Genomic DNA, 25,230 nt, shown 5'->3' with positions numbered 1-25,230 from the left:
GAGTTGCTGCGCAAGGTCAAGGGAGCTGCCAGCTCTATCTTCGGCAGGCCGATGACCACCTCGGCCCCCCGAACGATCATTGCCCCCCCCCGGCAGGTGCGGCCCGCTCCGCGCCCCTCGCAGGCCCTGACCGGCAAGTTCCACTACGTGGGCATTGGCGCCTCCACCGGCGGTCCGGTGGCGCTCCAGGAGGTGCTGGGCCGCATCCCCGGCAACTACCCCCACGGCATCGTGGTAGCCATCCACATGCCCAAGGCATTCACGGGACCCTATGCCGAACGGCTCAACAGCAAGTGCTCCCTCCAGATCAAGGAAGCAAACGACGGCGACATCATCCAGCCCGGCGTGGTCCTTGTTGCTCCGGGCGGCCGGCACATGGCGCTGGTTCGCCAGGGAAACTCGATCGCGGTACGGACGCTCTCCACTGCCGAGTGTCCCCAGTACATCTACATTCCCTCGGTGGACCACATGATGACCACCCTGGCGGACGCCACCAACGGATCAGCCTTGGGAGTTATCCTTACGGGCATGGGGAGCGACGGGTTCAAGGGGATGAAGCACCTGAAAAGCAAGGGTGGCATTACCATCGTCCAGGACGAGGCCACCTCCACCATCTACGGCATGCCGCGGGCTTGCATCGAAGGGGGCGTCGCAGACACGGTGCTTCCCCTCACCCAGATCGGTTCTGAGATCGCCCGCCTGGGAGGATGATCAGCGCCGCGCCGAGAGGAGGATACCCCCCCCGCGAATCAGGGCACGGCACCGGGAGAAGCCGGTCCGCTTGAGGCGGAACAACAGCAGCGGTCCGGCCAGGGCCGGACAGTGGGGGACAAAAAGCGACAGTTCTCCGTTGCGGTCGCCCCCTGTTTCGGGGCAGGAAAGGAAACGGGCCAGCGGAGCCAGAGCCGTCCGCACCCCCACCGCACCACGAGAACCGACAGATGCGGCAGTCCCTGCACGGGGGCTGCCGTTTTTCGTGGCCGGCGGCACGAGGCACCACGCCGTCACCAGAATGAATGTCCACAGCCGTTGCAGCATTTTCACCCCAGGTAGCCGTCGTGCGCTGGACAGACGCGCCAGGGCCGGCTAGAATCCCCCAACCATGAGCACGCACCACGCCCCGCTCCACCCATGTTTCGATCCGGTCGGGACATCAAACCAACTGTCACGGCTTCTCGTCTCCGGCCCCATCGTCGACGCCGATCTCGACCGGCGCATCGCCCGCCTCCGGGAACGGTTCCGCACCTACTGCGACACCTATCCCTTCGGCATATGGGACAGCGGACTCGTGGTCACGCGGGAGATGCGTGCCCAGACCGACATCCTTCTTCCCCTCGCGGAAATCCGGCCGGCATTCGTCCGACTGTTCAGGCTGGCGCTCCGGTTTCCCCCGCTCCTGGAAGCGACACCCCTGACGACCGCCGGCTCATGGCTCGACCTGCTCGAACGGCTCGGCACATCCGCGGCCCGGACGAATCCGGCCCGGCTTCTCGAACAGTTGGCCGGGGATGGCGAACGGCGCACGGGCTTCGTCTTTTCCCTTTTCATTCCCCGCCAATACGGCGGCGGCTTCGACCGCTACCCGGGCCAGACCGTCTTTCTGAAACGATGGATCGGGCAGCGGGGCGCCCCTGAACGGGGTATCTTCTCCGTGCTCGACGCTGCCTGCGGCTGTGGCGAAGGGACCTACGCCCTGGCCCGCCTCCTGCTGGATGCGGGAATTGCGCCGGAGCGCTTCCGCGTGCTCGGCAGCTCCCTCGAAGAGATCGAGCTCTTTGCGGCCCGCCACGCGTTCTTCCCCCACGACCAACGGCGCGGGGAAATCCTGCGGAGCTTTGCGGCGCCGCTTTTCGCCGCAGGAGCTGCGACGTCCATCGGGTTCGTGCGCGAGGATATCAGGGAGGCGACGAATGGGGCCTGGGACGTGATTCTCTGCAACGGCATTCTGGGAGGACCGTTCCTCCACGACCGGCAGACGCTTGAGCGCGCGATCGCACGACTTGCGGCCCGCCTGGCTCCGGGCGGGCTCATTGTGGCGGCCGACCGGTTCCACGAGGGGTGGAAACGGCGGGTCCCCGCAGCCATGCTGGAAGAGATGCTGCGCAACGCGGGGCTCACCGTGCTCGCTGCCGGGGAGGGCGTTGCCGGGGTCAGACCCTGATCAGGATCCCTCCCCAGGAAAGCCCGCCGCCGAACCCCATCATGAGAACGAGTTCCCCCGGCTTGATAGTGCCGTTGCGCAGGTATTCGTCCAGCGCGAGCCCCACCGACGCGGCGGCCGTGTTGCCGTAACGATCCAGGTTCAGGAGGAAACGTTCTTTGGGGATACCGGTCTTGCGGGAAATGAAGTCGATGATCCGATAATTGGCCTGGTGCGGAATGATGTGGTCCAGATCGGCCACCGCCACCCCGGCCTTGGCCGTCACTTCCTCGATAATCTGAGGGATTACGTCGGTGGCAAAGACAAAGACCTGCTTGCCCGCCATGCGGAAGGAATTTTCCCTCAGGGCGATGGTCTCGGCGGTCACCGGCTTGCGGGACCCCGACGAGGGTACCTGGATCAGTTCCCAGCCGCCGCCGTCGCTCCGGATGACGCTCTGGAGGATACCGGTGCGCTCGGTGGTCCTTCCCAGAATGACCGCGCCGGCGCCGTCACCGAACAGGGGGCAGGTGGTCTGGTCCTGAAAATCGAGAATCTTCGAGTAGGTGTCGGCGCCGATCACCATGATCCGCCCGTATTTGCCGGACCGGATGAAGTTGTCCGCCGTTTCCAGTCCGAAGACGAAACCGCTGCAGACGGCATTCATATCAAAGGCAAAGGCATTCACTGCGCCGATGTTTTTCTGGACCATGCATGCCGTGGCCGGCAGACACATGTCGGGCGTGGACGTGGCCACGATGAGGCAGTCGAGCTCCCCTGCCCCCAAGCCGGCACGGTCAAGGGCCTTGAGGGCCGCGGCAGTGGCCAGGTCGGACGTGGCCTCGTGGGGAGCGGCGAACCGGCGTTCCCGAATGCCGGTTCGGGACTGGATCCACGTGTCGGCGTCGTCAACCAGGTATGAAAAATGGGAATTGGGGACCACCCGCTCGGGAACCTGGCCGCCGGTGGCAAGGATGATTGAATGAAACATGAGACTCTCCGCTCCCCGTGAAACACGGAAGCCCACACCGGGGCTGCTTGATAATTCCTCGAAATATCTCACATTTCACGAGCAAATGTCAAAACAATTAACCGTCCGCATCCGTGTCGTCGCCCCGGTCGAACAGGGCGTCGACAACGGCATAGCACCAGACCGCGGCAAAAAAGGCGAGCAGCCCCATGGCAACCGCCCCTCCTGATGCCATCGCTTCGGTAACGGCGCCGGCATCGACGACCCCCGTGATCTTCGCCTTGACGAGCACCGGCCCCAAGCCCCTGAGGACCACGAAAACGGCACCGATAAGAAACACGTTGGACAGCAGGAGCAGTATTCCCCCCTTGGCCCTCCGGCCGTTTTTGAGCTGGCCGAGGCCGGGGAGCACGAACGCAGAGAGAAGCGCAGCCTTGATGTTCAGCTTCATGGGAACATTCCTTCCGGGACCCGGGAATCCATGGCCTTGCGCGGCACCATTCCCGGGTGTAATATCAATTGCTCAGTTGTTCCAACTCTGGTACTAATGCCCTGACATGAAGGCACAGGTTGCGATGACACGACGCGAAGAACTTATTGCACTCCTGAAGGACCCCGCCAAAGAGGTTCGCGAGGCGGCGGCCAGGGCCATCGAGCGGATCGAGGGTGCGGGCAGCTTTGCCGAAGTTATCGAACAACTGAAAAAAGGCAACCGCGGCGCCAAGATACGAGCCATCTACGCCCTGGGAAGGATCGGTGGCGAACGTGTGCTTACCCCCCTCATGTACTGCGCCATGCGACCTGAGGAGGACATACGGATCGCCGCCATCGACATGCTCGGCGCCCTGGCATCTTCCCAGGCATTCCCTCTGCTCGCCGAATGCCTGCGCGAGCCCTCGGCTGCGGTTCAGGCCAAAGCCATCGAGGCACTGGGCAGATACCGGACCCCGGAGGCCCTTCGCCTTATCCTGCCGTTCCTCGATGCCCGGGACGGATTCCTCGATGCCGAGGCGGCCCGCGCAATCGGGACCATCGGCTCGGCGGACCATGAGGGAAAGCTCCTCTCTCTCCTCTCCTCTCCCCATCCGGCCACCCGTGCAGCGGCAGCCGAGGCCCTGGGCACCCTTCCCCTCGATTGATCCCAAAGTTCAGCCGAGATAGCGGTTGACATCAATGACGGTCATCAGCGGATCAACGACCGCAACAATGCGCGTGCCCGTCTCCCGCGCCAGGTCCCTCACGGGTGCCGGTTCCAGCAACCGGCCCGACGGGTCCGCCACGACCTTTACCGCGGGGCGCTCGCCCGCGCTGGGGTCGGGGCGGAAGACCACGGCCACTTCATTGGTATCGAGGCGAACAAGCGTTCCCACGGGAAAACGCCCCATCATCTCGGTGAACGCCTGCACGAGGCCGCTGTCCAGGTGGCTGCCGGCGAGGCTCCTGAGCTTCAGGAGGGCGTCCTTGGGATTGAGGGGCGACTTGTAGACCCGCAGGGTTGTGATGGCATCATAACAGTCGGCAACGGCTATGATGTCACAGAACCGGTCAAAGGCCAGGGCGCGGGCCGATTCGGGATAGCCGGCACGGTCGAAACGGATATGATGGCCGAGCACCGCCCGGGCGATTCGCTCTCCCACTCCCGGCATCTCGTCCACGATCCGGGCCCCCTCCTCCGAATGCCTTTTCATGCGCTCGTACTCGTCGGACGAAAGCCGACCGGGCTTATTGAGAATCGCTTTCTCCACCCGCGTTTTCCCCACGTCATGGAGAAACCCGGCCATGCCGAGCTCTCCCAGCTCGTCCCGCTGAAGCCCCGCGGCCGCGCCGAGCGACATGGAAAGGATCCCGACGTTGACGCTATGATGGAAGGTGTAGTTGTCGTAATCCTTGATCATGGCAAGGCCGAGCAGCGTGGCGCGATCCTGCATGATCATGGTCGCCATGCGGTCGACAATCCCGCGCAGTTTGTCGGAACTGGGAAGGCGCCCCTTTTCCACCTCGCTGAACAGACCGGTCACCACATGCAGGGCCTCGCGATAGGTCGCGCCCGGGTCGTGCTCCTCATCCCCCGGAGAAGGAACCTCGGTGGCGCCACTGCCGCCGAGCTCCACCGAAATGGCAGCGATCCCCGCCCGCTGCACCTCGGCAGCGAGCCGCTCTCCCAGGAACTCGCGCCGGGTCAGCAACTCCACGAAACGCTCGATCTCCAGCGGGGTCACGCCGGCCCTGAAGGCGACTGCCTCCACGTGGCGATTGGTAAACAGGGAGGCAAGCTCCTCCTCGGCGGCGGTCGGCGTGAAGAACAGGTGGTTCTCACAGAAAAAGACCCCGTCAATGACACCGATACGGACTTCGGGATATGCCCGGAGGAGCTCCGCCACATGGTCACCCAGGTGGGTGAACTGCTGCACCACTGCCGGATGGGAGCCGGGATAGAGCAAAACCGCCCGCACCGCGCCGGCCAGGAGAAGGACGAACCGCTGGGCCTGAGGCTGAGCAATCCTAATCATTAACGGACTCCCTCCGACGCCGGATGTCTTCTGCCGCATCGGCACTGGCCACTGCAAGCATGCCGCCTTGCATTGTCAGCACATTCAGCAGGTCCAGGGCGGCCGGATCGCCGATCTGGGCCAAGGAAGCCACCACCGCCATCCGGATGTCGTCCCAGCGGCGTCGGCCGAACCAGGGTCTGTGCTCCAGCAGCCGGAGCAGATACGGTACTGCCCGGCGGTCTCCGATCCGACCGAGGGCCTGGATGGCGTCCCTCTTGAGTGCTAGTGATTGCTTAAACGGGTCGCGGCGCTCGATGAGGGCGCAGAGGGGCTCCACCGCGCGGCGGCTCTTCAGGAGACCGAGCGAGATGACGGCATGACGCTTCGTCAGTTCATCCTCTGCGGAGAGCAGGCCGATAACCGCCTCTTCCGCCTGTTCGCCGCCGATCTTGACGAGGCTCCTGAGCGTCTCCCGGCGCACCCGCGCATCCGCATGCACCAGACAGGCCCGCAGGGGCCCGACGCTTGCCGGATCACCGATCTCGCCCAGGATGACCGCCGCGTTCCGCACCACGTACCAGCGGCTGTCGGCAAGATGCTCGGCCAGGAGCCCCCCCGCCTCCGCACCGATTGCAACGAGTGCCTCGATGATGAGCTTTCGGGCATTCCTGCTCTCTGCCAGCGTGAGGCGCTCAACCAGCAGGGCAACCGCCGGCGCGCCGATCTCCCGGAACAGGTCGACAAGGGGTTCCCGCTCCTCCCCGCGCGCCTCCAGGCGCCCCACGAGAAACGGAAGCATGGGCCCTCCGGCCGCCTTCTCGAAGGCAAGGAGGGCATACCCCCGCCGTGCGATGCTCGCCGCTTCGCTCTTCGCTTGCCGGTGCAGGCTGATCAGCACCCACAGAATCCGCTCGAACTCACCCCGGTCGCAGAGCTCCGCGCAGCGGGTCGACAGCAGCCGGGCAAGCTCCCGGTACCGGTCGTCGCTGGTTTCCCGCTCCATGCGGTCGATTATGGCTTCCGCCTCCAGTCGACCCTCTTCCGGCGGCCCCCCCGCCTCCCGACCCTCTTCGGGCGCCTCGCCCCGGGCCGCCACCTCTTCGGCGGTGGATTTCGCCTCCTCAGGGGCACGGTCGTGGACCGCCGCGGCGCGGGCGAGTTCGACAACCGCCCGTTTGCGCCGGATCTCGTCAAGGTCCATTTCGTTGACCCAGATGGTCGTCAGGCCGAGCTGGGTCATGAGCGCCTCCATCCCTCCCGCCTCGTGGATGTCACGATAATCCGTGGCCAGAAGGGTAATGAAGAGGGAAAGATCGGCCGCGCCGAGGTCGGGCAGGATCGTGAGCCGCTTCACCCGCCGGATGAACAACTCCCGCGCAAGGGCCTGGGTCATGGCTGTCGGCTCCACAAAGGCCCCCCCCTCCGAGGTGGTGAAACCGCTCTTCCCGATGACGAACGCGAGCTCATGCCCCCAGAGGGAACCACGGAGCGCGGCATGGGCCCGCGCCAGGACTTCGGCGCGCTGGGGATGCCCCTCCGGATAGAACGTCAGGGCCTTCAACGCCCGATAGAGCTCGGCCAGCACGACCCCGTACTGACCGGATCCTGCCGCAGGCCTGCCCGTTGCGGTCCCTCCCTGTGTTCCCATTACCCCTCCGGGTCGACAAGCGATAACATGTGAATAGTAGCCTACGCGGCAAACCAGTGTCAAACCCGCAGACTCAACCTGATGCCGACGGTCGATTGACAGCCGGGTGGCAAGGCGGTAGTATCCGCTCACCCCCGAGACAAGGACACCCCGTGAAAATCGTAACCCGTTATGCCTGCCAGAAATGCGGCTACCAATCGGCAAAATGGCTCGGGAAATGCCCCGACTGCGCCGCCTGGAACAGTTTTGTCGAGGAGATCACCGGCTGCGGACGGAAGAGTGGCTCCCCCGCGCCCGCAGCCACCCGCCCGGTCCCCATCTGTGAGGTGGCCAGCGAGGCGGAAACACGCCTGTCGTGCGGCATCTCCGAATTCGACCGGGTACTGGGCGGCGGCCTCGTCTCCGGCTCTCTGGTGCTCATCGGCGGAGACCCCGGCATCGGCAAGTCCACCATTCTGCTGCAAGTCATGGACCACCTTGCCCGGACCGTGGGACCGGTCCTCTACGTATCGGGCGAGGAATCGGCGCGACAGACAAAAATGCGCGGTGAGCGCCTGGGCATCGGGGCGCGTGAACTGCTGGTCCTTGCCGAGACCTCCCTCGAACTCATCCTGTCCCAGGTTGCCGCTCTCGCCCCCCGGGCCCTCGTGATCGACTCCATCCAGACCGTTTTCAGCGCGAGCCTCGAATCTGCGCCCGGCAGCGTCAGCCAAGTGCGTGAATGCGCCGGCAGGCTCATGGAGCTGGCCAAGCGCAACGGCATCCCCACCCTCCTTGTGGGACACGTGACCAAGGACGGCTCCCTGGCGGGCCCACGGGTGCTGGAGCACATGGTCGACACGGTGCTCTACTTCGAAGGGGACCCGGGGCATGCCTTCAGGATTCTCAGGGCCGTCAAGAACCGCTTCGGCTCAACCAATGAAATCGGCGTATTCGAGATGAAAGAGGGGGGCCTCAGCGAGGTGAGAAACCCGTCGGAGCTCTTCCTGGCCGAACGGCCGCTCGGCGTCCCGGGATCCGCCGTCGTCACCACCATCGAAGGGAGCCGCCCGCTGCTGGTGGAACTGCAGGCGCTCGTCACCCCCTCGTCCCTGGGCGTACCGCGCCGCACCACCCTCGGGGTCGACCACAACCGCCTCGCGCTCCTGGTGGCCGTGCTCGACAAAAAGGTCGGCCTCCACCTGTCGGGGCAGGACATCTTCCTGAACGCCGCCGGCGGCGCACGGCTCAGCGAGCCGGCCATCGATCTGGGCATGGTGGCGGCCCTCGCATCGAGCCACCTGGACAAGATCATCGACCCCCACACGGTCATTGTCGGCGAGGTGGGCCTTGCGGGGGAAGTCCGCGCCATTACCCAGGCGGAAACACGGGTGCGCGAGGCTGCCAAGCTGGGCTTCACCCGGGCGGTCATCCCCGCCGGCAGCGTCCGGCAGGTTGGCGACGTGCCCGGCATGACGGTCGTAGGGGTAAAATCCTTGGACGAAGCGCTGGAACAGTTCCTCTGACCGATCCGACGCGCTTTTTTACTTTACTTGATTAGCCGTTTCTCTTACTATTTACAGCAGTTATACGCAAAGGAGATTCGGAGAATGGAAAGTGAGAAGCTCGAATACTTCAGAACCATACTCAACGAAGAGATGCGGACCCTCCTCGATGAGGCAGGCAAGACCGTCTCCGAGATGACTTCAGACAGCACGCCGTTTCCCGACCCCAACGACCGCGCCACCCAGGAGTCGGACCGTAACTTCGAGCTGCGAATCCGGGACAGGGAACGCAAGCTCATCAACAAAATCAGAGAGGCCCTCGAACGCATCGACGACGGCAGCTTCGGCACCTGTGAAGTGTGCGGCGAGGAAATCGGCGAGGGACGGCTCAAGGCGCGCCCCGTCACCACCCTCTGCATCGACTGCAAGATGGAGCAGGAAAGAAAAGAAAAGCATCCCTGACCAGTTCTCCCCCTCTCGCACCCCTTCCCGCGGAGTCTTGGATGGCCGTTCGCGATCCCTACACCATAATGAGCAGTGCCATTCGGATCGCCAATGCGACCGAACACTCCCATGATGAACGGCTCAAGTCCCTTGCCCTTCTCATTGCCGAGGCATTCGGCGCCCTTTCCGCCACATTCTACCTCCTGGACAACGCCGGCCGCTCCATCGTCCGGAAGATATCAAGCGCCGACTCCGGCACCGGCAGCGACTGCCGGATACCGGGAGGCCAAGGCATTGCAGGGCTGTGCGCCTCAAGCGGCAAGCCGGTCCGTCGGAACAGCGCAGAACGCCATCCCGACGAAGTTGTTACGGGCAAGGAACAAGCCATCGCCGCCTTTCCGATCAACTGCCGGGGACAGACTCTGGGGGCCCTCGCCCTTGGGGTTCCCCACGATGACCTCCTGACCGACGACGATCAGGACATGCTCGCCGTAATCCTCATCGAAGCCGCCAGCGTGGTGCGCTGCAAGCGGCAGCTCGAATCGGTGGAAAAGCGCATCCGGGAGCTTTCCTTCCTCAACCAGATCAACGGGGTCATGCTCTCGACCATTGAACTCAACCGGCTCATTCACCTGCTGCTGACCTCCCTCACATCCGACCTGCCGCCCCTGTTCGACCGGGCCATGCTCTTTCTGCTCAATGAGCGCGCCGGCATCCTCCAGGGGATGATGGGCATCACCTCCGCCCAGCAGACCGACAGCAGTGTGCCGCCCGAACCCAGGGCAAGACGGCGGTTCCCCGTCCGGAACGCGGACTTCGACTCCGTTGTCAAGGCCACGCGCCTCCCCCTTGATGCGTCCCTCAACCAGATATCCCGGGCCGTCCTGGAGCGCACCCTGCTCCACGTTCAACACCCCGACCGGGAGCAACCGGTTGACCGGACCCTCATGAAGCAGTTCGGCACATCGTCCTACGCGGTCGCCCCCCTCGTGTCCCAGGATCGCGTGGTCGGCGCCATCGTCGTCGACAACCGGCTCACGGGCCGTCCCCTTGCCGGCGATGATCTCGGTATCCTTCACCTGGTTTCCGGACAGGCCGGGATGGCCATTGAAAACTCGATCCTTTTCCACCGTCTCGAAGAGACGAACCGAAACCTTCAGGATGCCAAGGAGCGACTCCTCCAGGAGGAAAAACTGGCAGCCATCGGCCGGATGGCGGCCAGCATCGCCCACGAGATCAAGAATCCTCTCGTTTCAGTGGGGGGCTTCGCCGGCAGGCTCAAGAGAAAGTTCTCTCCCGAGTCCGAGGAGTGGCTTTACGCCGACGTCATCGGGCGCGAGGTGCAGCACCTGGAAAAGATGCTGGGCGACATCCTCTTTTTCTCGCGAAAGACCACCATCTGCTATACCCGCTGCGGCATCAACCAGATCATCGAAGACGGGCTGGCAACCATGGCCGTCCCCCTGGAACAGAGAGAGGTGGTTGTGGACAAGCGTTTCGCCTCCCGGCTGCCGACCCTGCTGGGCGACTGCCAACAGCTCCGCCACGTCTTCACCAACCTGATAAGCAACGCCCTGGACGTCATGGAACCGCGGGGGATTCTCACCATCGAAACCGGCCCGGCGCGGATCGACGGCAAGCGGGCCATATCCGTCAAGGTAGGCGACACCGGCAGCGGTATCGCCCCGGACGTGCGCCACTCGATCTTCACCCCCTTTTTTACCACCAAGGAGAAAGGGACCGGCCTCGGCCTCGCCATTGTTCACCGGATCATTACCAACCACGGCGGACGGATCGAGGTGGAAAACCGGCCCGAAGGAGGCGCCCTCTTTACGGTTGTTCTTCCCACCTCTCCCTGATTTTTTAGTTTTCATCTTCAACGGATTGGGTTATATACTATCGTTTCGCACACAATTCCTCCGGGGACGTAGCTCAGCTGGGAGAGCGATGCGTTCGCAACGCATAGGTCGAGGGTTCGATCCCCTTCGTCTCCACCATTATCAAAAGGGTACCGATGACCATCGGTACCCTTTTTACGTATCTTCCCGGAGATTATCCCGGCTCGTGCCGTAACACAGTCGTTCATGCACTAAAAAGGGGGAACCGGTCAGCCGGTTCCCCCTTTTCATTCATGCAATGCTGCAACTACTTCAAGATCAGTGCGCGCCTCCGCTCAGGAAGGCGTACAGCATGAGCACGACCAGAGTAATGCCAATGATTACCGCAGTGAAACCAAAGGTTTTCACGATGAAGTCATAGGCAACGCCACTGGTCTTCTTGGCGGCGAATTCCTCGGTGATGCCCAGTTCCTCATAACGCTTCCACTGGTCGCCACGCTCTTCGATGAACTCGTGCTTAGGCAACTGGCCGTTGAAGATGACGAAGTCCATGGGGAACTTCTCGGGCCGGCCGTGAGTGTTGAAGAAGTGGACCGTGAAGATGAAGCCGGTGGCGAGCAATGCTTCGTCAGAGTGGACGATGGTGGCCACGTTGAACATCCAGCCCGGCAGGAAGCTGCCGAAGAACTCGGGGAACCAGAGCATCAGGCCAGAGCCGCCGATGGCAAACATACCCCAGAAGACTGCGATGAAGTCGAACTTCTCCCAGTAGGTCCAGCGCTCGAAGGTCGGCTTCGGCCCCCGGAACAGGAACCAGCGGACCATCCCCGCCACATCCTTGATGTCGCGGAAGTTGGGCATGAGAGAGTCGGGGCCGAACATGCGCTGGAGCCAGTTGCCCTTGAGATCCTTCCGGACGAAGAGGAAGTGGAAGGAGAGGAGCAGAGCACCGACGAAGTAGACGAAGGTGATGCCGGCACCGATGCGGTGAACGAGCGCGGCATTGGCCGAATGCCCGAAGATGTGATCCATCATGAACTTCGCCCAGTGCTGGTTGCTGAACTTGAGCGGCAGCCCCGAGAGGGACAGGATCAGGAAGCTGATGATGACCAGGAGATGGAGGAAGATGTGGCGACGCTTGAAGCGGCGGTACACCTTGTGTCCATCGGGAATGTGGTGCTCGGCATGGCCGTGGATGAGGGCCTGCTGCTTCTCGCGGTTTTCCACGAAGCCGCGGAACATCCAGAGGAGCGTGTGGACCCAGAATACGGCAAAGGTGCTGACGAGCAGGCCTGTCATGGCGATGAAGGTGTAGTAGAGGATCGGATACTTTGCACGATCACCATACTCACCGTGGGAGTAGAATTTGGTGAAGAGAGGGGTCGCCTTCGGGTGGCACTTGGCGCAGGTGGCGACCAGGTTCTGGGGATTAACGCTGGAGTTGGGATCCTTGGCCGGGAGCACGCCGTGGGCGGTGTGGCAGTCGGCGCAGCCGGCGACCTTCTCGGGGAAGCCGAGGCGGTAGTTCTTGCCGTGGTAGCTGTCCATGTACGTCTTGACGGCGACGGTGAAGACATTGTTGCGCTCCATCATCTTCTCGTCGGCGTGGCACTTCAGGCATACCTTGGTGTGGAACTCCCTGTTCTCCTTGGACTTGGGGTCACCCAGCGGCTTGATGTCGTGCAGATTGTGGCAGTCGTTGCAGGCAGCCGAATCCATGTTCCCGGCCGCGACGCCCTTGCCGTGGATCGAGTTGCGGTAACCGGCCTCCTTGTCGTGGCACTGGATACACTTGGCCACAACCTTGCGCTTATCCTTGTTCCAGTAGGTGTGGGTATGGATGTCGGTGTGGCAGTCGGCGCACATGACCTCTTTCTGGGCATGGACGCTGGCGTAGTGCTCGGAGTTTTCCTTTTTGTGGCACCGTTCGCAACGGACCTTTTCGACCTTGACCTCGCCCTTCATGTGCTTGGTCAGATCCGTGATCTCCACGTGACAACTGGTACAGGCATTCTTGCCGTGCACCGAGGCGGAGAACGCCGCGGCCGAAATCTTGTTGCTGTGACAGCCGAGACAGGTGGCGGGATCAATCGCCATGCCGCTCTCGGCCGCTGCCGTGCCGGCAAGAGCTACGAACAGCAGAAACGCGGGGAACAGCCGGAGAAACGTGGACAACATATATAACTCCTCCTCTGTTGGTGTATTCTATTTACACAAATAGAACACGGTATCGCCCGTGGATATCCACATCTATATCCAGACAGGGCGCATCATTAACAACCACAATAAACAGTAATCACAAGGGGGGATATTTTGCGTTAATCACTACCATAAAACTATATTCTAAAAATAAGAGCGTTTCAATGAAACAGCTCTGAATCCCGGCGATACTAATACACGCAAACGAGAAAAAGCAACAAAATTGTATGATTTTTTTATACAGGCCGTAACAGGAAAAGCGGTAAACGCCCGTCCGTGAGTGCCAGGCCTATGTCACCACGACAACGATTCCTTCTGCCGCGGCAAAATCGAGAAATTCCCTCGCTTCATCCCGGCCCAGTCCGGCACGGGATGCCGCAGCGCCGGCCCGGTCAGCACCGTCGAGACCCTGCAGGAACTTCGCATATGACTCAAGAAGGGGTTCAGTATAGACATCCCCTGCCCGGGGGTAAATGACCGCCCATGAGCCGGAAGGGGTAAAACAGTCGCGGAAGGACGCCAGATCCACCTCTCCCGCTTCGAGGATATCGACGATTTCATAGGAGAAATGGGCGAGCCGGGCCGTCGGAGCGAGGGAAAAGGCCGTTCCGAGCAGGTCTCGCCCCGCCAGTTCCCGGTCGGTTGGAAGAGGTGGCGGCGGTGCGAGCAGTGCTGCCGCAAAGTAGTAATGGTAGTCCACCAGGTCGAGTGCCAGGGAAAGAAGCGCAGTCCGCTTGCGGCGCCGGAAGATCCGGTCGAGAAACTCCCGCTGCATGAGCCAGATATCCTGATCGGTGAGGTCGGGGCCGCCCCCTCCCTTCTGCCGGGCATCATCGAGCCAGGCGGCACACTCGTCGAGCAGGGCGGAGGGAGAAAGGCGCAGGGCCGACGCCACGCTGTTGAACCAGGCAACGGCCCTTCCGCGGGTATAGAAGATGTCGCAGGCTTCGGCCAGGCGGGCAGCCCGCTCAAGGTCCGAGGAGGAAAAGGTGGGGGATGACGTCAGGGTATAGGGAGGCGTGGCGCGATGCTCCAGCCCTTCCAAAGGCGCCCGGCTGGCGAGGATGGTGCCGGGAAGGATCGCCAGGGGGAAGATGTCCAGGTGATTCGGGTAGAGTTCCAGGGCAAAGTCGAGGCTGCGGCGGAACGCGGCCAGGGAGTCGCCGGGGAGCCCGTAGATCAGGTCGAAACCGAAAATCGCCCCGCTTTCGTTGAGCAGGCCGATCCGCTCGCGAAAGTCGTCGAGATCCAGGTGGCGCCTGATTCTGCGCAGGATTTTCGGGTCGGCGCTCTGGAGGCCGATCTGGAGGGAACAGGTTACCCGCGCGAAGAGCCGGGCCATCTCCCGGTCGATGAACTCGCTCCTGACCTCGAAATGAAAATGGATATGGGGGGCCCGGGCCCGGATCATCTTCAGGATTTTTTTTGCCCGTTCCCGGTCCTGATTGAAGGTGGAATCCAGGACGAACACCTGGGAAACGCCGCTGCGGACGATCACGTCAAGCTCCGCGTCGATCCGTTTCAGGGAATAGCGCCGCACCCCGCGCTCTCCCTTGTCGTCAAAGCAGTATTCGCAGGAAAAATCACAGCCTCGGGCGAGCTGCCAGAGGATGCCGGGATAGCCGGACGGATCGATAACCCCCGTCAGCAGGGGCGAAGGGGCGGTATCCAGGAGGCGGATCGGACGGGCCGGGACATGCCGGAGCATGCCGCTGTCAAGCCAGGCCGTTCCCACGGCGCCCCGGCCCGGTTCACCGGCATCAAGGCGCCCCACCACATCGAGAAAGGGAATTTCCCCCTCACCCTGGATGAGGAAGTCAAAGGAAGAGCCGGCGAGCAGCCCTGCCGGGTCGGCCGTTGCCTCGGGGCCACCGGCAAAGATATTCAGGCCCGGCGCGCGGCGACGCAGCTCATCCGCCATGGCCCGGGCGTCGTCCCGGTTCCAGAGGTAGAGGGAAACCCCGACGGCATGAGGATCGCGGGCAAGGATGTCGTCCACCCAGGCGGCAACATCACCGCCAACAAAAAAATCGCACAGTGCGACCTGGACCCGGGCCAACAGTTCCTCGTCGGTGGCGAGATATGCCGCGAGACAGGCATTGGCGAGGGGAACGGCCTGGGGCGAGGGATAGGGATGAATGGCAACAAGGACAACCTTCACGTCAGACTCCGAAAACCAGGAAGGGAAGACGCATCAGCGGCGGGGACGGGCCTTGATCTTGGGCACGCCGTTTTCCACTACCACGCGGAACTCCACCTGATCGGTGCCATATTTGGCCTTGATGACCGGTTTCTGGCGTTCGATGGCCGCGGCAACCTGATCGCGGGAAATCGTTTCCGCAGGAAGGTTGCAGGAACGGCGCGCCTCCACGAACTGGTGGTAGAGATCCTCCGCCTCATTTCCGGGAGGCGGGGGTTCGTGCTGCCGTGCCTTCGGGGCCGAGCGTTCGTGGATCGCCATCCGGAACCGGTCACGGGAATACCTTCCTTCCTCCATGAGCCGGAGAATCCGGTCCCAGTACTGACGGTAGCTGGCGTAGCGGGAAACAAGGGAGGTATACTTGAAGTTGAGCATGGTATTGACTATCTTCACGGCTGAGTGCTTGCGCGCCAGCCGGTCGACCGTCTCCCGCAGGCGCAGGGGTTCCCGTTTCTCGATGCCGAGGAAGTACTGCTCATACTTGATGATCAGTTCATTGAGGCCCTGCTCGAACTGGTGTATGTCTTCAGGTATCCCCATAGACCCTCCGGCAGAAGACTACTCCAGAACCCATCCCGTGTAAAGGCGAAAGCTCGCGGTTTCGCCACGTTAATCACTTGACGGGAAACCACGGCATCGTTTAACGTTACTTGTTTTCTGATACGAGTTAATTACGGACGCATTCAGTCTGGGAGGAATCCATGAAGAATCTTGCGGCGATCATCCTTGCCGCCGGCAAGGGGACGAGGATGAAATCGGGGCTCGTGAAAGTCATGCACCCCCTGGCCGGTGCGCCGATGGTGGCGTGGCCGGTGGCGGTGGCCCGGCAGGCCGGCGCGGGACGCATCGTTGCCGTGGTCGGCCACCAGGCCGAGCGGCTCCGCGAGCATTTCGCCAACGATGCCGACATCACCCTGGCCGTGCAGGAGGAGCAGCTCGGCACCGGGCACGCCGTTGCCTGCGCCGCCGGGGAGCTGTCCGGCTTCAGCGGAAAAGTTCTCATTCTCTGCGGCGACGTCCCCCTCATCCGCACCGAGACCCTGCGGGCCATGGCGGCGGCCCACGAGGCGACCGGGGCGGTCCTGACCGTGCTCACGGCCCGCCAGGAGAATCCCTACGGCTACGGGCGCATCATCCGCGGCTTCGACGGCAGGGTCATCCGGATCGTGGAGGAAAAGGATGCGACCCCCGACGAACGGAGCCGCACCGAGGTCAACGCCGGCATCTACTGCGCCGAGGCGTCCTTTCTCTTCGATGCGGTGAAGCGGATCGGCAACGACAACGCCCAGGGGGAATATTACCTTACCGATATCATTACCATGGCCAATGACCGGGGCCTGCGCTGCACCGCCCACCCGGTGGCCGACCCGGTGGAGGTCATGGGGATCAACGACCGGATCCAACTGGCCGAGGCAGCACGGCACGCCCGCCGGCGAATCGCCGAGGAACACATGCTGAACGGCGTCACCCTGGTTGACCCGGCAGCCACCTACATCGACCAGGGGGTCGTCATCGGCGCCGACACCACGATTCAGCCGGGAGTCCAGATCGCCAACGGCTGCCGGGTCGGCGAAGGGTGCACCATCGAGGCCGGCGCGATCATCAAGGGGAGCGAACTGGGCGATCGCTGCGTGGTGGAATCGCGGGCGGTGATCCGGGGCTGCCGGCTCGGCAGCGACGTGGTCATCAAGGCAGGCACCGTTATGGAGGATTCCACGGTCATGGACCACGCCGCCATCGGCCCCATGGCCCATCTGCGCCCCGGCAGCGAGCTCATGGCCCACGTGAAGATCGGCAACTTCGTGGAAACCAAGAAGATCGTCATGGGAGAGGGGTCCAAGGCATCCCACCTGACCTACCTGGGGGACGCCACCATCGGCCGGAACGTGAACGTGGGCTGCGGCACCATTACCTGCAACTACGACGGCGTGAACAAGCACCGGACCGTCATCGGCGACGACGTCTTCGTGGGGAGCGACGTACAGTTCGTGGCGCCGGTCACCATCGGCAGCAACACCCTCATTGCGGCCGGCACCACGGTGACCCGGGACGTCCCGCCGGATTCGCTGGCCATCGCCCGGACGCCCCAGGTGAACAAGGAAGGCTGGAAGCTCAAACAGCGGGACCAGTGATCATGACGCGGGGATCGCTGACATGCGCCCCCATACAAACGGAGACCTGATCTATGTGCGGAATAGTCGGCTATATCGGCGCTCAGGAAGCGACCCCCATCATCCTCGACGGGCTCAAGCGGCTCGAATACCGGGGCTACGACTCGGCGGGAATCTGCACCCTCCAGGAGGGGAAGGCGGACACGCGCCGCAGCGAAGGGAAACTCATCAACCTTGAGCGTCTCATCCAGGGCACTCCCCTGGCGGGCCGCATCGGCATCGGCCACACCCGGTGGGCGACCCACGGCCCCCCTTCGGAGCGCAACGCCCACCCCCACCAGGCCGGCTCCATCATCGTGGTGCACAACGGCATCATCGAAAACTACCTGGAGCTGAAGCAACGGCTCGTGACAAGCGGCCGGGTTTTCAACAGCGACACGGACACTGAAGTCATCGCCCATCTGATCGACGACAAGTTCGCGGGCACGGGCGACTTCGAGCGGGCGGTCCGGGAGGCCCTGGCCGAGGTCCGCGGGGCCTATGCCCTCTGCATCCTCTGCGAGCGGGAGCCCGGCGTGCTCATCGCCGCCAAGCAGGGTTCCCCCATGGTGGTCGGCCTGGGCGAGGGGGAATTTTTCGTCGCCTCGGACATTCCCGCCATCCTCTCCCACACCCGGGAGATGGTCTTCATGGAGGACGGCGAGATGGTTGTCTTCCGGGATGGCCACCCCACCTTTTCCACCGTGGCCGGCGCGCCCCTTGACAAAAAATCGCGCCACATCGACTGGTCCCCCCTCATGGCTGAAAAGGGTGGGTACAAGCACTTCATGCTCAAGGAGATCTTCGAGCAGCCCCGGGCGGTCCAGGACACCATCGCCGGCCGGTTGCTGGAGGAGCAGGGGGACGTGCGGCTCGAGGAGATGAAGCTCTCCGACGAACAGTTGCGGGGAATCGGACGGATCTGCATCGTTGCCTGCGGCACCTCCTGGCATTCGGCTCTCGTGGGCAAATTCCTCATGGAGGAGCACTGCCGCATCCCGGTGGAAGTGGACATCGCCTCCGAGTTCCGCTACCGCAACCCGGTCATCGACTCGAAGACGCTGCTGCTGGTCATCTCCCAATCCGGCGAGACCGCCGACACCCTGGCCGCCCTTCGGGAGGCCAAGGCCCGGGGCGCCGTGACCGCCGCCATCTGCAACGTGGTGGATTCCTCCATCGCCCGGGAAGCCCACGGCGTGCTCTACACCCATGCCGGACCCGAGATCGGGGTGGCTTCCACCAAGGCCTTCGTCACCCAACTGGTGGCCCTCTACCTCTTCACCATACGCCTTGGCCGGGCCGTCGGCACCATCGACTGCGAGCAGGGGCGCACCATGATCGCCGGCCTGCTCAAGGTGCCGGCGCTCCTGGAGCAGGCCCTGGAGACCAACGAGCAGGTGGAGCGGATCGCCCGGCGCTACATGAACGCCCGCGATTTCCTCTACCTGGGGCGGGGCATGAACTATCCCATCGCCCTGGAAGGCGCATTGAAGCTCAAGGAGATTTCCTACATTCACGCCGAAGGCTACCCGGCCGGCGAGATGAAGCACGGCCCCATCGCCCTCATCGACGAGGACATGCCGGTGGTGGTCCTCGTGCCGAAAAACAGCACCTACGAGAAGGTCCTCTCCAACATGGAAGAGGTCATCGCCCGGGGCGGCCGGGTCATCGCCATCTGCTCCGCCGGCGACGAGGAGATCGCGAAAAAGGCCGAGGTAACCCTGGAGGTGCCCACCGACGGCGAGGAACTGGCCCCGATCATCCTCTCGGTGCCGCTTCAGCTCCTGGCCTACCACGTGGCGGTCCTCAAGGGGACCGACGTGGACCAGCCGCGGAACCTGGCTAAATCGGTCACGGTGGAATAGGCGAGCGACGGCTGTGATGTCGTTTGCTGCCAAGCGGCACGAGTAGCAGTAACCCAAAAGGGGCCTTTCGGCCCCTTTTTCAGCAACGTGGCCAGAGTACTACCGGGCTGTCCGGTCCGGCCCACACCCATCATGTCGCGCTTCCCTCCCATATCGCCGGGGCGACACCAAAGCCCTCCGGCTGGACGGTACGGCGGGCTGCACCCTACCGATCGGAGTCTACGTGGGCCGAAAGCCGGATCGGTCGTGAATGCGTATGGAGGATGGAGAGGGTGCGTCCGGTCATGGGTCAGGAGTCGTGCTGGTGTCGATGGAGTTGAGAACCGGTGCCCTATTCGACCTGTCCGAGCAGGACGCCCGCAGCGAGCGAGCAGAGCACGACCAGGCAGAACAGGGTAAAAAGCCAATCCCGCTCGCGGAAAAAGACCAGTCCGGCCACCAGCACCCGCATGATCGGCGTTGCCAGGAGCACGACCAAGCCGGCCGTGATGAACCGTGGCGCATAGGCGGCCCCTGTCAGCAGCATGGCCGCAATACCGATTGTCAGCAGGATGGCGGCGATGATCGAACCGATGCGCAGCAGACGGGCCAGGATCAGTTCTATCGGCACAACGCCCTCGTTTTCCGGCTGGTTCGGACTTGTCACGGACTGACCCCCTTGTACATCATCATGACGGCCGTGTAGATGATCAGCGGGATGAAGAGCTTGCGGATGGTGGTCGTCTTCATCCTGACCATCAGCCGGGCCCCCACCAGCGCTCCCAGCAGGACCCCCAGCACCACCGGCCCCGCAATCAACGGATTCACGTCGCCCCGGACAAAGTAGACCACCGCGCCGGAGGCCGCCGTTACCCCGATCATGAAGTTGGAGGTGGCGGTCGAGGCCTTGAACGGCATGCGCATCACCTGGTCCATTGCCGGCACCTTGAAGATGCCGGCGCCAATTCCCATAAGGCCGGCCGCGGCACCCGAAAAATACATGATGATCAGGCCGGGAATGCTCCTGGTCACCTGGTAGTCAACGCGGGCATTGAGGACATGGTCGTGGTAGGAGCCGGCAAGGCCCAGCCGCTGCGATACCTTGTCGGGCAGCACCTCGCCCGGTAATTCGGCCTTGCGGGCCTTGAACATGTTATAGCCGGAATAGGCCAGCAGCACGCCAAACATCAGGAACAGCACGCGCTGGTTGAGGTAGCCGGCCACCAGCGCCCCGGTCAGCGCGCCAGTGGCGGTCCCCATCTCCAGCCACATGGCGACCCTCACATTGGACAGCCGGTCGTTCAGGTAAGCCACTGCCGCACCGGTCGAAGTGGCAATGATGGACACCGTCGAGGCCGCCACGGCTGTGCGTATCGGCACGCCGAACAGCAGGGTCAGGGCCGGCACGATGATGATTCCCCCGCCCAGGCCCAGGATGGAGCCGGCAATACCGGCCGCTATCGCGATCAGGAATATCTCCAGTGTGGTCATGATCATGCGTGGGACCTGCCTCTCTTCAATTCGACTTCGTATTCGTAGCGGTCAGCGCGGTAGAGTGTCCTGAACCACACGAGCGGCCGGTCCGCGGCACCGAGAATGACCCTGCTGACACGCAAGACCGCTTCTCCGGTCCGGACTCCCAGCAGGCGCGCCTCTTCCGGTCCGGCGCCCATGGCTCCGATCCGCTGGCTGCCGCGCAGAGGGGGGATGCCGCTGTGGGTCAGCAGCAGCGCCATGCCGTGCTGTTTCAGGATTCCCTCGTTCAGCTCTATCCCCAGGTCGCAGGGGAGCCATACGGTCGAGAGCATGAGCGGTTGCTGCTCCACCGTAACGATCCGGTACAGGTACCACCCTTCGGCACCGGGGCTCCGCTGCAGGGCCTCAGCCACCTCGGCGGTCATGGACCGGGTCTCCAGCGCCAGCACCCTCACCCGGGGATCGAGCCCCCGCAGTTGCAGCTCTTCCAGATGGCCCGTCAGATTGGCCAGCGATTCGGTTATGGGCCGATCCTGCGCACCGGCCACAAAGGTCCCCCGCCCATGCTTCCGGTAAAGCAGCCCGGCAGCCACGAGATTTGCCAGGGCCTGGCGAATCGTGATCCGGCTGACCCCGTACTGCTCGATCAGCAGCCTCTCGGGAGGAATCGCTTCGCCGGCCTGCCACTTGCCGCTCTTGATGACCTCCCGGAGATGGCTCTCGATCTGATGGTACAACGGCATGCGACTTTCCGGATCCAGCACGGGCATATCCATTCCTGGCTTCAAAATCATGTTGTCATAACAACATAACATCATTCTCCCCACAGGGACAAGCTCTGATCTCAGATCAGCCGGAGGCAGGCGTCCCGGACAGGATGGCAGCAGGCACGAGCGGCCTCCGTGAGCCCCGCCAAGCATGGCCACTGTCGGTTTTGGCCATGCCGCCGCGCCTGGTGCTGCCGCCACAGGGATGCTCGCCCAGGCAAGCCCTTCCTGGACGGCATGGACATATTCCTGCCCTGTGATTTGCCAAGCACGGTGCGGCATCGTGATGCCAGCGATCCAAGCTGGCGCGCTTTGCTCCAGCATGCCTTACCGTTAGAGCGATATCTCCCCAGCACTTCGCCCTCTTCTTCGGGGCCAACGCCTGCGGCCTGATCGGCGCCACCCAGGTGAACCGGCGGGGCCTGCGCGGGGCGCCCCGCAGAGTTGGCGCGTAACTTTAACTTGTATCAGCCGGCAACTCTGTACTATGTTTTCTCACATGCACGCTGGCTTGAAACGTTTCTCAGGAAATACCCTGCGAACGTCGGTGATCACCACGATGTTCGTGATTCTTGCCCTCAACGGGGTCGCCAGCTCGGGCTTTCTGGAGCATGGCGCCTCCCTTCAGCCGAAGTGCGCCATCAGCAAACTGCAGGGCGCCACATCCCATTCGAAGATCCTCAAGTATGCCCAGATCGTGGTCCTGGGCCAGCGGGCAGTCGAGTTCCACAGTCCGGCTTCCTTCCTTCTGAGCGGCCATCAGGACCCGCACCCCCTGACATCCCTAGCCGCATCAATCGTTTCCACCCGGGCTCCACCCGCTCTTTACAGCCGTCCATAGCATTTAGCCGCAGCCAACTGCCACCTTGACGAGGTGCCGGCCATTTCCTGACCGAGGGGGCCGTCGTTTCCGACCATATCCGGCCCCCCGGCAAAGGCCATCATGGGCCCGAGTCCAAGGTCTCCGACCGGAGCATCGTCGAGATCCTCGCGCTCTGCCATCACGCCGCTCACCGCGCCGATGGCCGCACGGTCCCCCCTGATCTGCGGCTGAAACGTGATTCGAGCTCCTTGTCACGGACAGTGCCTTTGATACCGATTCGCCGGCTTTCGTGGCGACTCCGATCGTGTCCGAGCGGGGGGCATGAGGTACGGCAGAGGTGAGGCATCGAAAGAGGCGGGCGCAACCGGCTCCAGATGAAGGAGCCGCCCACGGCTGGTCAGCCGGGAGGAGGAATTAAGGACATATGCACGATCTTGGACTCATCATAACCATCACGGGGAGCTTCACCGCGGCACTGCTCCTGGGATATCTGACCCATCGCCTGGGGATGTCGTCGATTGTCGGGTATCTGCTGGCGGGGATTGTCGTTGGAACGCACACGCCAGGGTTCGTCGCCAACCAGGGGATGGCTGAGCAGTTCGCCGAGATCGGCGTCATCCTTCTGATGTTCGGCGTGGGGCTCCAGTTCCACGTGAAGGAGTTGCTCGACGTGCGGCGCGTGGCCGTTCCCGGCGCGGTGTGCCAAAGTGCCGTGGCCACCCTGCTGAGTTGCCTGTTGGCCAAGTGGCTCGGCTGGAGCTGGTCGGCGGGGATCGTCTTCGGCTTTGCCGTGTCGGTGGCGAGCACTGTCGTACTGCTCCGCGTACTGGTGGACAACAATGAGCTGCATACCCCCACCGGCCACATTTCCGTGGGGTGGCTTGTGGTGGAGGATATCTTCACCGTCTTCCTGCTGGTAATCCTGCCCATCTTCTTCGGCTCCGGCGTGGCCGGATCGGACAGCCTCCCCCTCGCCATCGGGCTCTCCGTGGTCAAAATAGCCCTCCTCGTCGCCCTGACCTTATTTGTCGGCAGCCGCCTCATCCCCCGCCTCCTGTGGCACGTGGCGGCAACCCGCTCGCGGGAGCTGTTCACCCTGACCGTGCTGGTGCTCGCCCTGGGGATTGCCGTGGGCTCCGCCAAACTCTTCGGCGTGTCCATGGCGCTCGGAGCATTTCTGGCCGGCATGGTGGTGCGGCAGTCCGATTTCAGCTTCCGGGCCGCATCGGAAGCGCTGCCGATGCGGGATGCCTTCGCGGTCCTCTTTTTCGTGTCCGTGGGGATGCTCTTCAACCCGGCATATCTGATGGAAGAGCCCGGCCTCGTGCTTGCCACCCTTGTGATCATTCTGGTGGGCAAACCGCTGGCCGCGCTGGCGATCGTCCTCGTCCTCGGCTATGCGCCGCGCGTTGCACTGTCCATTGCCATCGCCCTGGCCCAGATCGGGGAATTCTCGTTCATCCTGGCCACCGTCGGCAGAGACCTGGGCGTCCTGGGTGAAGGGGGAGCCAACACGCTCGTTGCCGCGGCGATCATCTCCATCAGCCTCAATCCCCTGCTGTACCGGCTCATCGGGCCGTTGGAAAAAAGGGCCAGGCACTGGCGGCTCTGGCGCATGCTCGATGAGCGGGCAAGGCTGCGTACCGCAGGGAGTGCCGACGATGGGGGCAACCATGTGCCCACGTCCCGGGACAGGGCGATCGTGGTGGGATACGGCCCCACGGGCAGAACCCTGGCCCGCCTTCTCAACGAGAACGGGATCGACCCGGTCATTGTCGAGATGAACCTGCACACGGTCCGCCAGCTCAACGCCGACGGCATGTCGGCCATTTACGGGGATGCCACGCGCGAGGAGACACTCAAGGGAGCCGGGGTGGAGAGTGCCGTCGCCTTCATCCTGACCTCAGCGGGGATGCAGGGGAGCGACGAGACGATCCGCCTGGCGCGGGAGCTCAACCCCAACCTACGCATCATCGCCCGTGCGGCCTATCTGAGGGATATCCCGGCCCTGCGCCGCGCCGGGGCCGATGCGGTCTTTTCGGGAGAGGGCGAGATAGCGCTCAATATGACCGAACACATGCTCCACAAACTCGGCGCCACGCCCGAGCAGATCGACCGCGAACGGGAGCGGGTCCGGTCGGAGCTCCTCGGCGGGACGCCGGCCATGAAACCACTCGCCACGGACCACTGACGCCGGGACCAACCCCGAACAATGACACGGATTTCCCGGCACTATGACTGGAGGGAACGGAATGAGAATTCTTCTTGCAGTAGATGGTTCACCGGGCAGCGACGCTGCCGTTGCAGAGGTATGCCGCAGGCCCTGGCCGGCCGCAAGCGAAGTCCGCATCGTGACCGTGCTTTCCCCGCTGGAATCGCTCCCCTTGCGCAGCTCTTCACACATCCCCCTGTCCTACGACGAGATCTTCGAGCAACAGGGGTGGGATGCGGCCAAACGCTTGAAGGACGCGACCGAAACCCTGCAGCAACGGGCACCCGACCTGCACGTCACGCCCGTGCTGCTGGAAGGCCGGCCCAAGAATGCCATTCTGGACGAAGCCGAACGATGGTGTGCGGACCTGATCGTTGTCGGCTCCCAGGGATCCGGGGCGCTCAAGCGCTTTTTCCTCGGCTCCGTATCCCTGGCCGTTGCCCTTCACGCGCCCTGCTCCGTGGAGATCATACGCCGCTCGCCCGATCAGCCGGACCCAGCGGCCTGAACGGGCGAGCGCCGGAGGGGACCGGTCTTGTCGCT

At 63.3% G+C, this 25,230-nt stretch carries 23 protein-coding genes and 1 tRNA gene; 12 read left to right on the top strand and 12 right to left on the bottom strand.

Annotation, left to right across the window (positions count from 1 at the left end; translation table 11 throughout):
- A partial coding sequence (locus tag AC6CDK_RS12725) for a CheB methylesterase domain-containing protein (RefSeq protein ID WP_496639856.1) occupies positions 1-711 on the top strand: 711 nt, incomplete at its 5' end.
- Here the strand turns inward: AC6CDK_RS12725 and AC6CDK_RS12720 are convergent.
- On the bottom strand, positions 712-1,038 hold the full coding sequence (locus tag AC6CDK_RS12720) for a hypothetical protein (RefSeq protein ID WP_226048145.1): 327 nt from the start codon (positions 1,036-1,038) through the stop codon (positions 712-714). It lies immediately after the preceding gene.
- Between the two features lie 64 nt (positions 1,039-1,102).
- On the opposite strand from AC6CDK_RS12720, the gene AC6CDK_RS12715 reads away from it, so the two are divergent.
- Positions 1,103-2,161, top strand: a complete 1,059-nt coding sequence (locus AC6CDK_RS12715) for a CheR family methyltransferase (RefSeq protein WP_192904983.1) — start codon at positions 1,103-1,105, stop codon at positions 2,159-2,161.
- On the opposite strand, the gene AC6CDK_RS12710 is transcribed toward AC6CDK_RS12715, so the two are convergent.
- Positions 2,151-3,131 (bottom strand): beta-ketoacyl-ACP synthase III, encoded by a 981-nt coding sequence (locus AC6CDK_RS12710; protein WP_066356806.1) that lies wholly within the window; start codon positions 3,129-3,131, stop codon positions 2,151-2,153. The two genes, AC6CDK_RS12715 and AC6CDK_RS12710, sit on opposite strands and share 11 nt — an antisense overlap.
- 97 nt (positions 3,132-3,228) lie before the next feature.
- A complete protein-coding gene (locus tag AC6CDK_RS12705) occupies positions 3,229-3,561 on the bottom strand; it encodes a hypothetical protein (protein ID WP_039647842.1) in 333 nt (110 codons plus the stop codon).
- Positions 3,562-3,667: 106 nt separating this feature from the next.
- On the opposite strand from AC6CDK_RS12705, the gene AC6CDK_RS12700 reads away from it, so the two are divergent.
- Positions 3,668-4,249, top strand: a complete 582-nt coding sequence (locus AC6CDK_RS12700; protein ID WP_066356804.1) for a HEAT repeat domain-containing protein — start codon at positions 3,668-3,670, stop codon at positions 4,247-4,249.
- 9 nt (positions 4,250-4,258) lie between these two features.
- Here AC6CDK_RS12700 and AC6CDK_RS12695 read toward each other — a convergent pair whose 3' ends face one another.
- Entirely contained in the window at positions 4,259-5,620 is a 1,362-nt protein-coding gene (locus tag AC6CDK_RS12695) for an HD-GYP domain-containing protein (RefSeq protein ID WP_039647840.1), read from the bottom strand.
- Positions 5,613-7,250: a HEAT repeat domain-containing protein gene (locus tag AC6CDK_RS12690; protein ID WP_039647839.1), complete on the bottom strand. Its 1,638-nt coding sequence runs from the start codon at positions 7,248-7,250 to the stop codon at positions 5,613-5,615. Before AC6CDK_RS12690 ends, AC6CDK_RS12695 begins: the two co-directional genes overlap by 8 nt.
- 152 nt (positions 7,251-7,402) lie before the next feature.
- Here AC6CDK_RS12690 and radA point away from each other — a divergent pair, with 152 nt between their 5' ends.
- The 4 genes from radA (at position 7,403) to AC6CDK_RS12670 (ending at position 11,175) form a co-directional block, all read left to right on the top strand.
- A complete protein-coding gene (radA, locus tag AC6CDK_RS12685) occupies positions 7,403-8,755 on the top strand; it encodes a DNA repair protein RadA (protein ID WP_192904984.1) in 1,353 nt (450 codons plus the stop codon).
- Positions 8,756-8,839: 84 nt separating this feature from the next.
- Entirely contained in the window at positions 8,840-9,196 is a 357-nt protein-coding gene (gene dksA / locus AC6CDK_RS12680) for an RNA polymerase-binding protein DksA (protein WP_039647837.1), read from the top strand.
- A gap of 41 nt (positions 9,197-9,237) precedes the next feature.
- Positions 9,238-11,037: an ATP-binding protein gene (locus AC6CDK_RS12675; protein ID WP_066356802.1), complete on the top strand. Its 1,800-nt coding sequence runs from the start codon at positions 9,238-9,240 to the stop codon at positions 11,035-11,037.
- A 62-nt stretch (positions 11,038-11,099) separates the two neighbouring features.
- Positions 11,100-11,175, top strand: a tRNA-Ala gene (locus AC6CDK_RS12670).
- Between the two features lie 159 nt (positions 11,176-11,334).
- Here the strand turns inward: AC6CDK_RS12670 and AC6CDK_RS12665 are convergent.
- The 3 genes from AC6CDK_RS12665 to AC6CDK_RS12655 form a co-directional block, all read right to left on the bottom strand.
- Positions 11,335-13,194: a cytochrome c3 family protein gene (locus AC6CDK_RS12665; protein WP_039647804.1), complete on the bottom strand. Its 1,860-nt coding sequence runs from the start codon at positions 13,192-13,194 to the stop codon at positions 11,335-11,337.
- Positions 13,195-13,504: 310 nt separating this feature from the next.
- Positions 13,505-15,376 carry a B12-binding domain-containing radical SAM protein gene (locus tag AC6CDK_RS12660; RefSeq protein ID WP_039647803.1) on the bottom strand — a complete coding sequence of 624 codons (1,872 nt, stop codon included), beginning with the start codon at positions 15,374-15,376 and terminating at the stop codon, positions 13,505-13,507.
- Positions 15,377-15,409: 33 nt separating this feature from the next.
- Positions 15,410-15,955, bottom strand: a complete 546-nt coding sequence (locus AC6CDK_RS12655) for an MXAN_5187 C-terminal domain-containing protein (protein WP_039647802.1) — start codon at positions 15,953-15,955, stop codon at positions 15,410-15,412.
- A gap of 161 nt (positions 15,956-16,116) precedes the next feature.
- Here AC6CDK_RS12655 and AC6CDK_RS12650 point away from each other — a divergent pair, with 161 nt between their 5' ends.
- Positions 16,117-17,547, top strand: a complete 1,431-nt coding sequence (locus AC6CDK_RS12650) for a bifunctional N-acetylglucosamine-1-phosphate uridyltransferase/glucosamine-1-phosphate acetyltransferase (protein ID WP_039647801.1) — start codon at positions 16,117-16,119, stop codon at positions 17,545-17,547.
- Between the two features lie 53 nt (positions 17,548-17,600).
- A complete protein-coding gene (gene glmS, locus AC6CDK_RS12645) occupies positions 17,601-19,430 on the top strand; it encodes a glutamine--fructose-6-phosphate transaminase (isomerizing) (protein ID WP_039647800.1) in 1,830 nt (609 codons plus the stop codon).
- 331 nt (positions 19,431-19,761) lie between these two features.
- On the opposite strand, the gene AC6CDK_RS12640 is transcribed toward glmS, so the two are convergent.
- From AC6CDK_RS12640 to AC6CDK_RS12630, 3 genes are read right to left on the bottom strand one after another with little or no spacing between them, the layout of a single operon-like run.
- Positions 19,762-20,040 carry a DUF1634 domain-containing protein gene (locus tag AC6CDK_RS12640; protein WP_237560760.1) on the bottom strand — a complete coding sequence of 93 codons (279 nt, stop codon included), beginning with the start codon at positions 20,038-20,040 and terminating at the stop codon, positions 19,762-19,764.
- A gap of 32 nt (positions 20,041-20,072) precedes the next feature.
- A complete protein-coding gene (locus AC6CDK_RS12635) occupies positions 20,073-20,906 on the bottom strand; it encodes a sulfite exporter TauE/SafE family protein (RefSeq protein ID WP_039647798.1) in 834 nt (277 codons plus the stop codon).
- The gene (locus tag AC6CDK_RS12630) at positions 20,903-21,628 is read right to left on the bottom strand and encodes a GntR family transcriptional regulator (protein ID WP_226048147.1); all 726 of its coding nucleotides are present in this window, start codon (positions 21,626-21,628) and stop codon (positions 20,903-20,905) included. Before AC6CDK_RS12630 ends, AC6CDK_RS12635 begins: the two co-directional genes overlap by 4 nt.
- A gap of 583 nt (positions 21,629-22,211) precedes the next feature.
- Between AC6CDK_RS12630 and AC6CDK_RS12625 the strand changes: the two genes are divergently transcribed.
- The gene (locus AC6CDK_RS12625) at positions 22,212-22,493 is read left to right on the top strand and encodes a hypothetical protein (RefSeq protein ID WP_226048148.1); all 282 of its coding nucleotides are present in this window, start codon (positions 22,212-22,214) and stop codon (positions 22,491-22,493) included.
- On the opposite strand, the gene AC6CDK_RS12620 is transcribed toward AC6CDK_RS12625, so the two are convergent.
- Positions 22,478-22,657, bottom strand: a complete 180-nt coding sequence (locus tag AC6CDK_RS12620; protein ID WP_145915360.1) for a hypothetical protein — start codon at positions 22,655-22,657, stop codon at positions 22,478-22,480. The genes AC6CDK_RS12625 and AC6CDK_RS12620 overlap by 16 nt on opposite strands.
- 242 nt (positions 22,658-22,899) lie before the next feature.
- On the opposite strand from AC6CDK_RS12620, the gene AC6CDK_RS12615 reads away from it, so the two are divergent.
- Both AC6CDK_RS12615 and AC6CDK_RS12610 read left to right on the top strand, forming a co-directional pair.
- Entirely contained in the window at positions 22,900-24,666 is a 1,767-nt protein-coding gene (locus AC6CDK_RS12615) for a cation:proton antiporter (protein ID WP_066356755.1), read from the top strand.
- Positions 24,667-24,727: 61 nt separating this feature from the next.
- Positions 24,728-25,195, top strand: coding sequence for a universal stress protein (locus AC6CDK_RS12610; protein ID WP_066356754.1), 468 nt, complete (start codon positions 24,728-24,730; stop codon positions 25,193-25,195).
- Positions 25,196-25,230: the final 35 nt, after the last annotated feature.

The organism is Geobacter sp. PheSNFMC (assembly GCF_059620965.1).
Note: the sequence above shows the minus strand (reverse complement) of the source record. Positions and strands in the feature narration are given on the sequence as shown.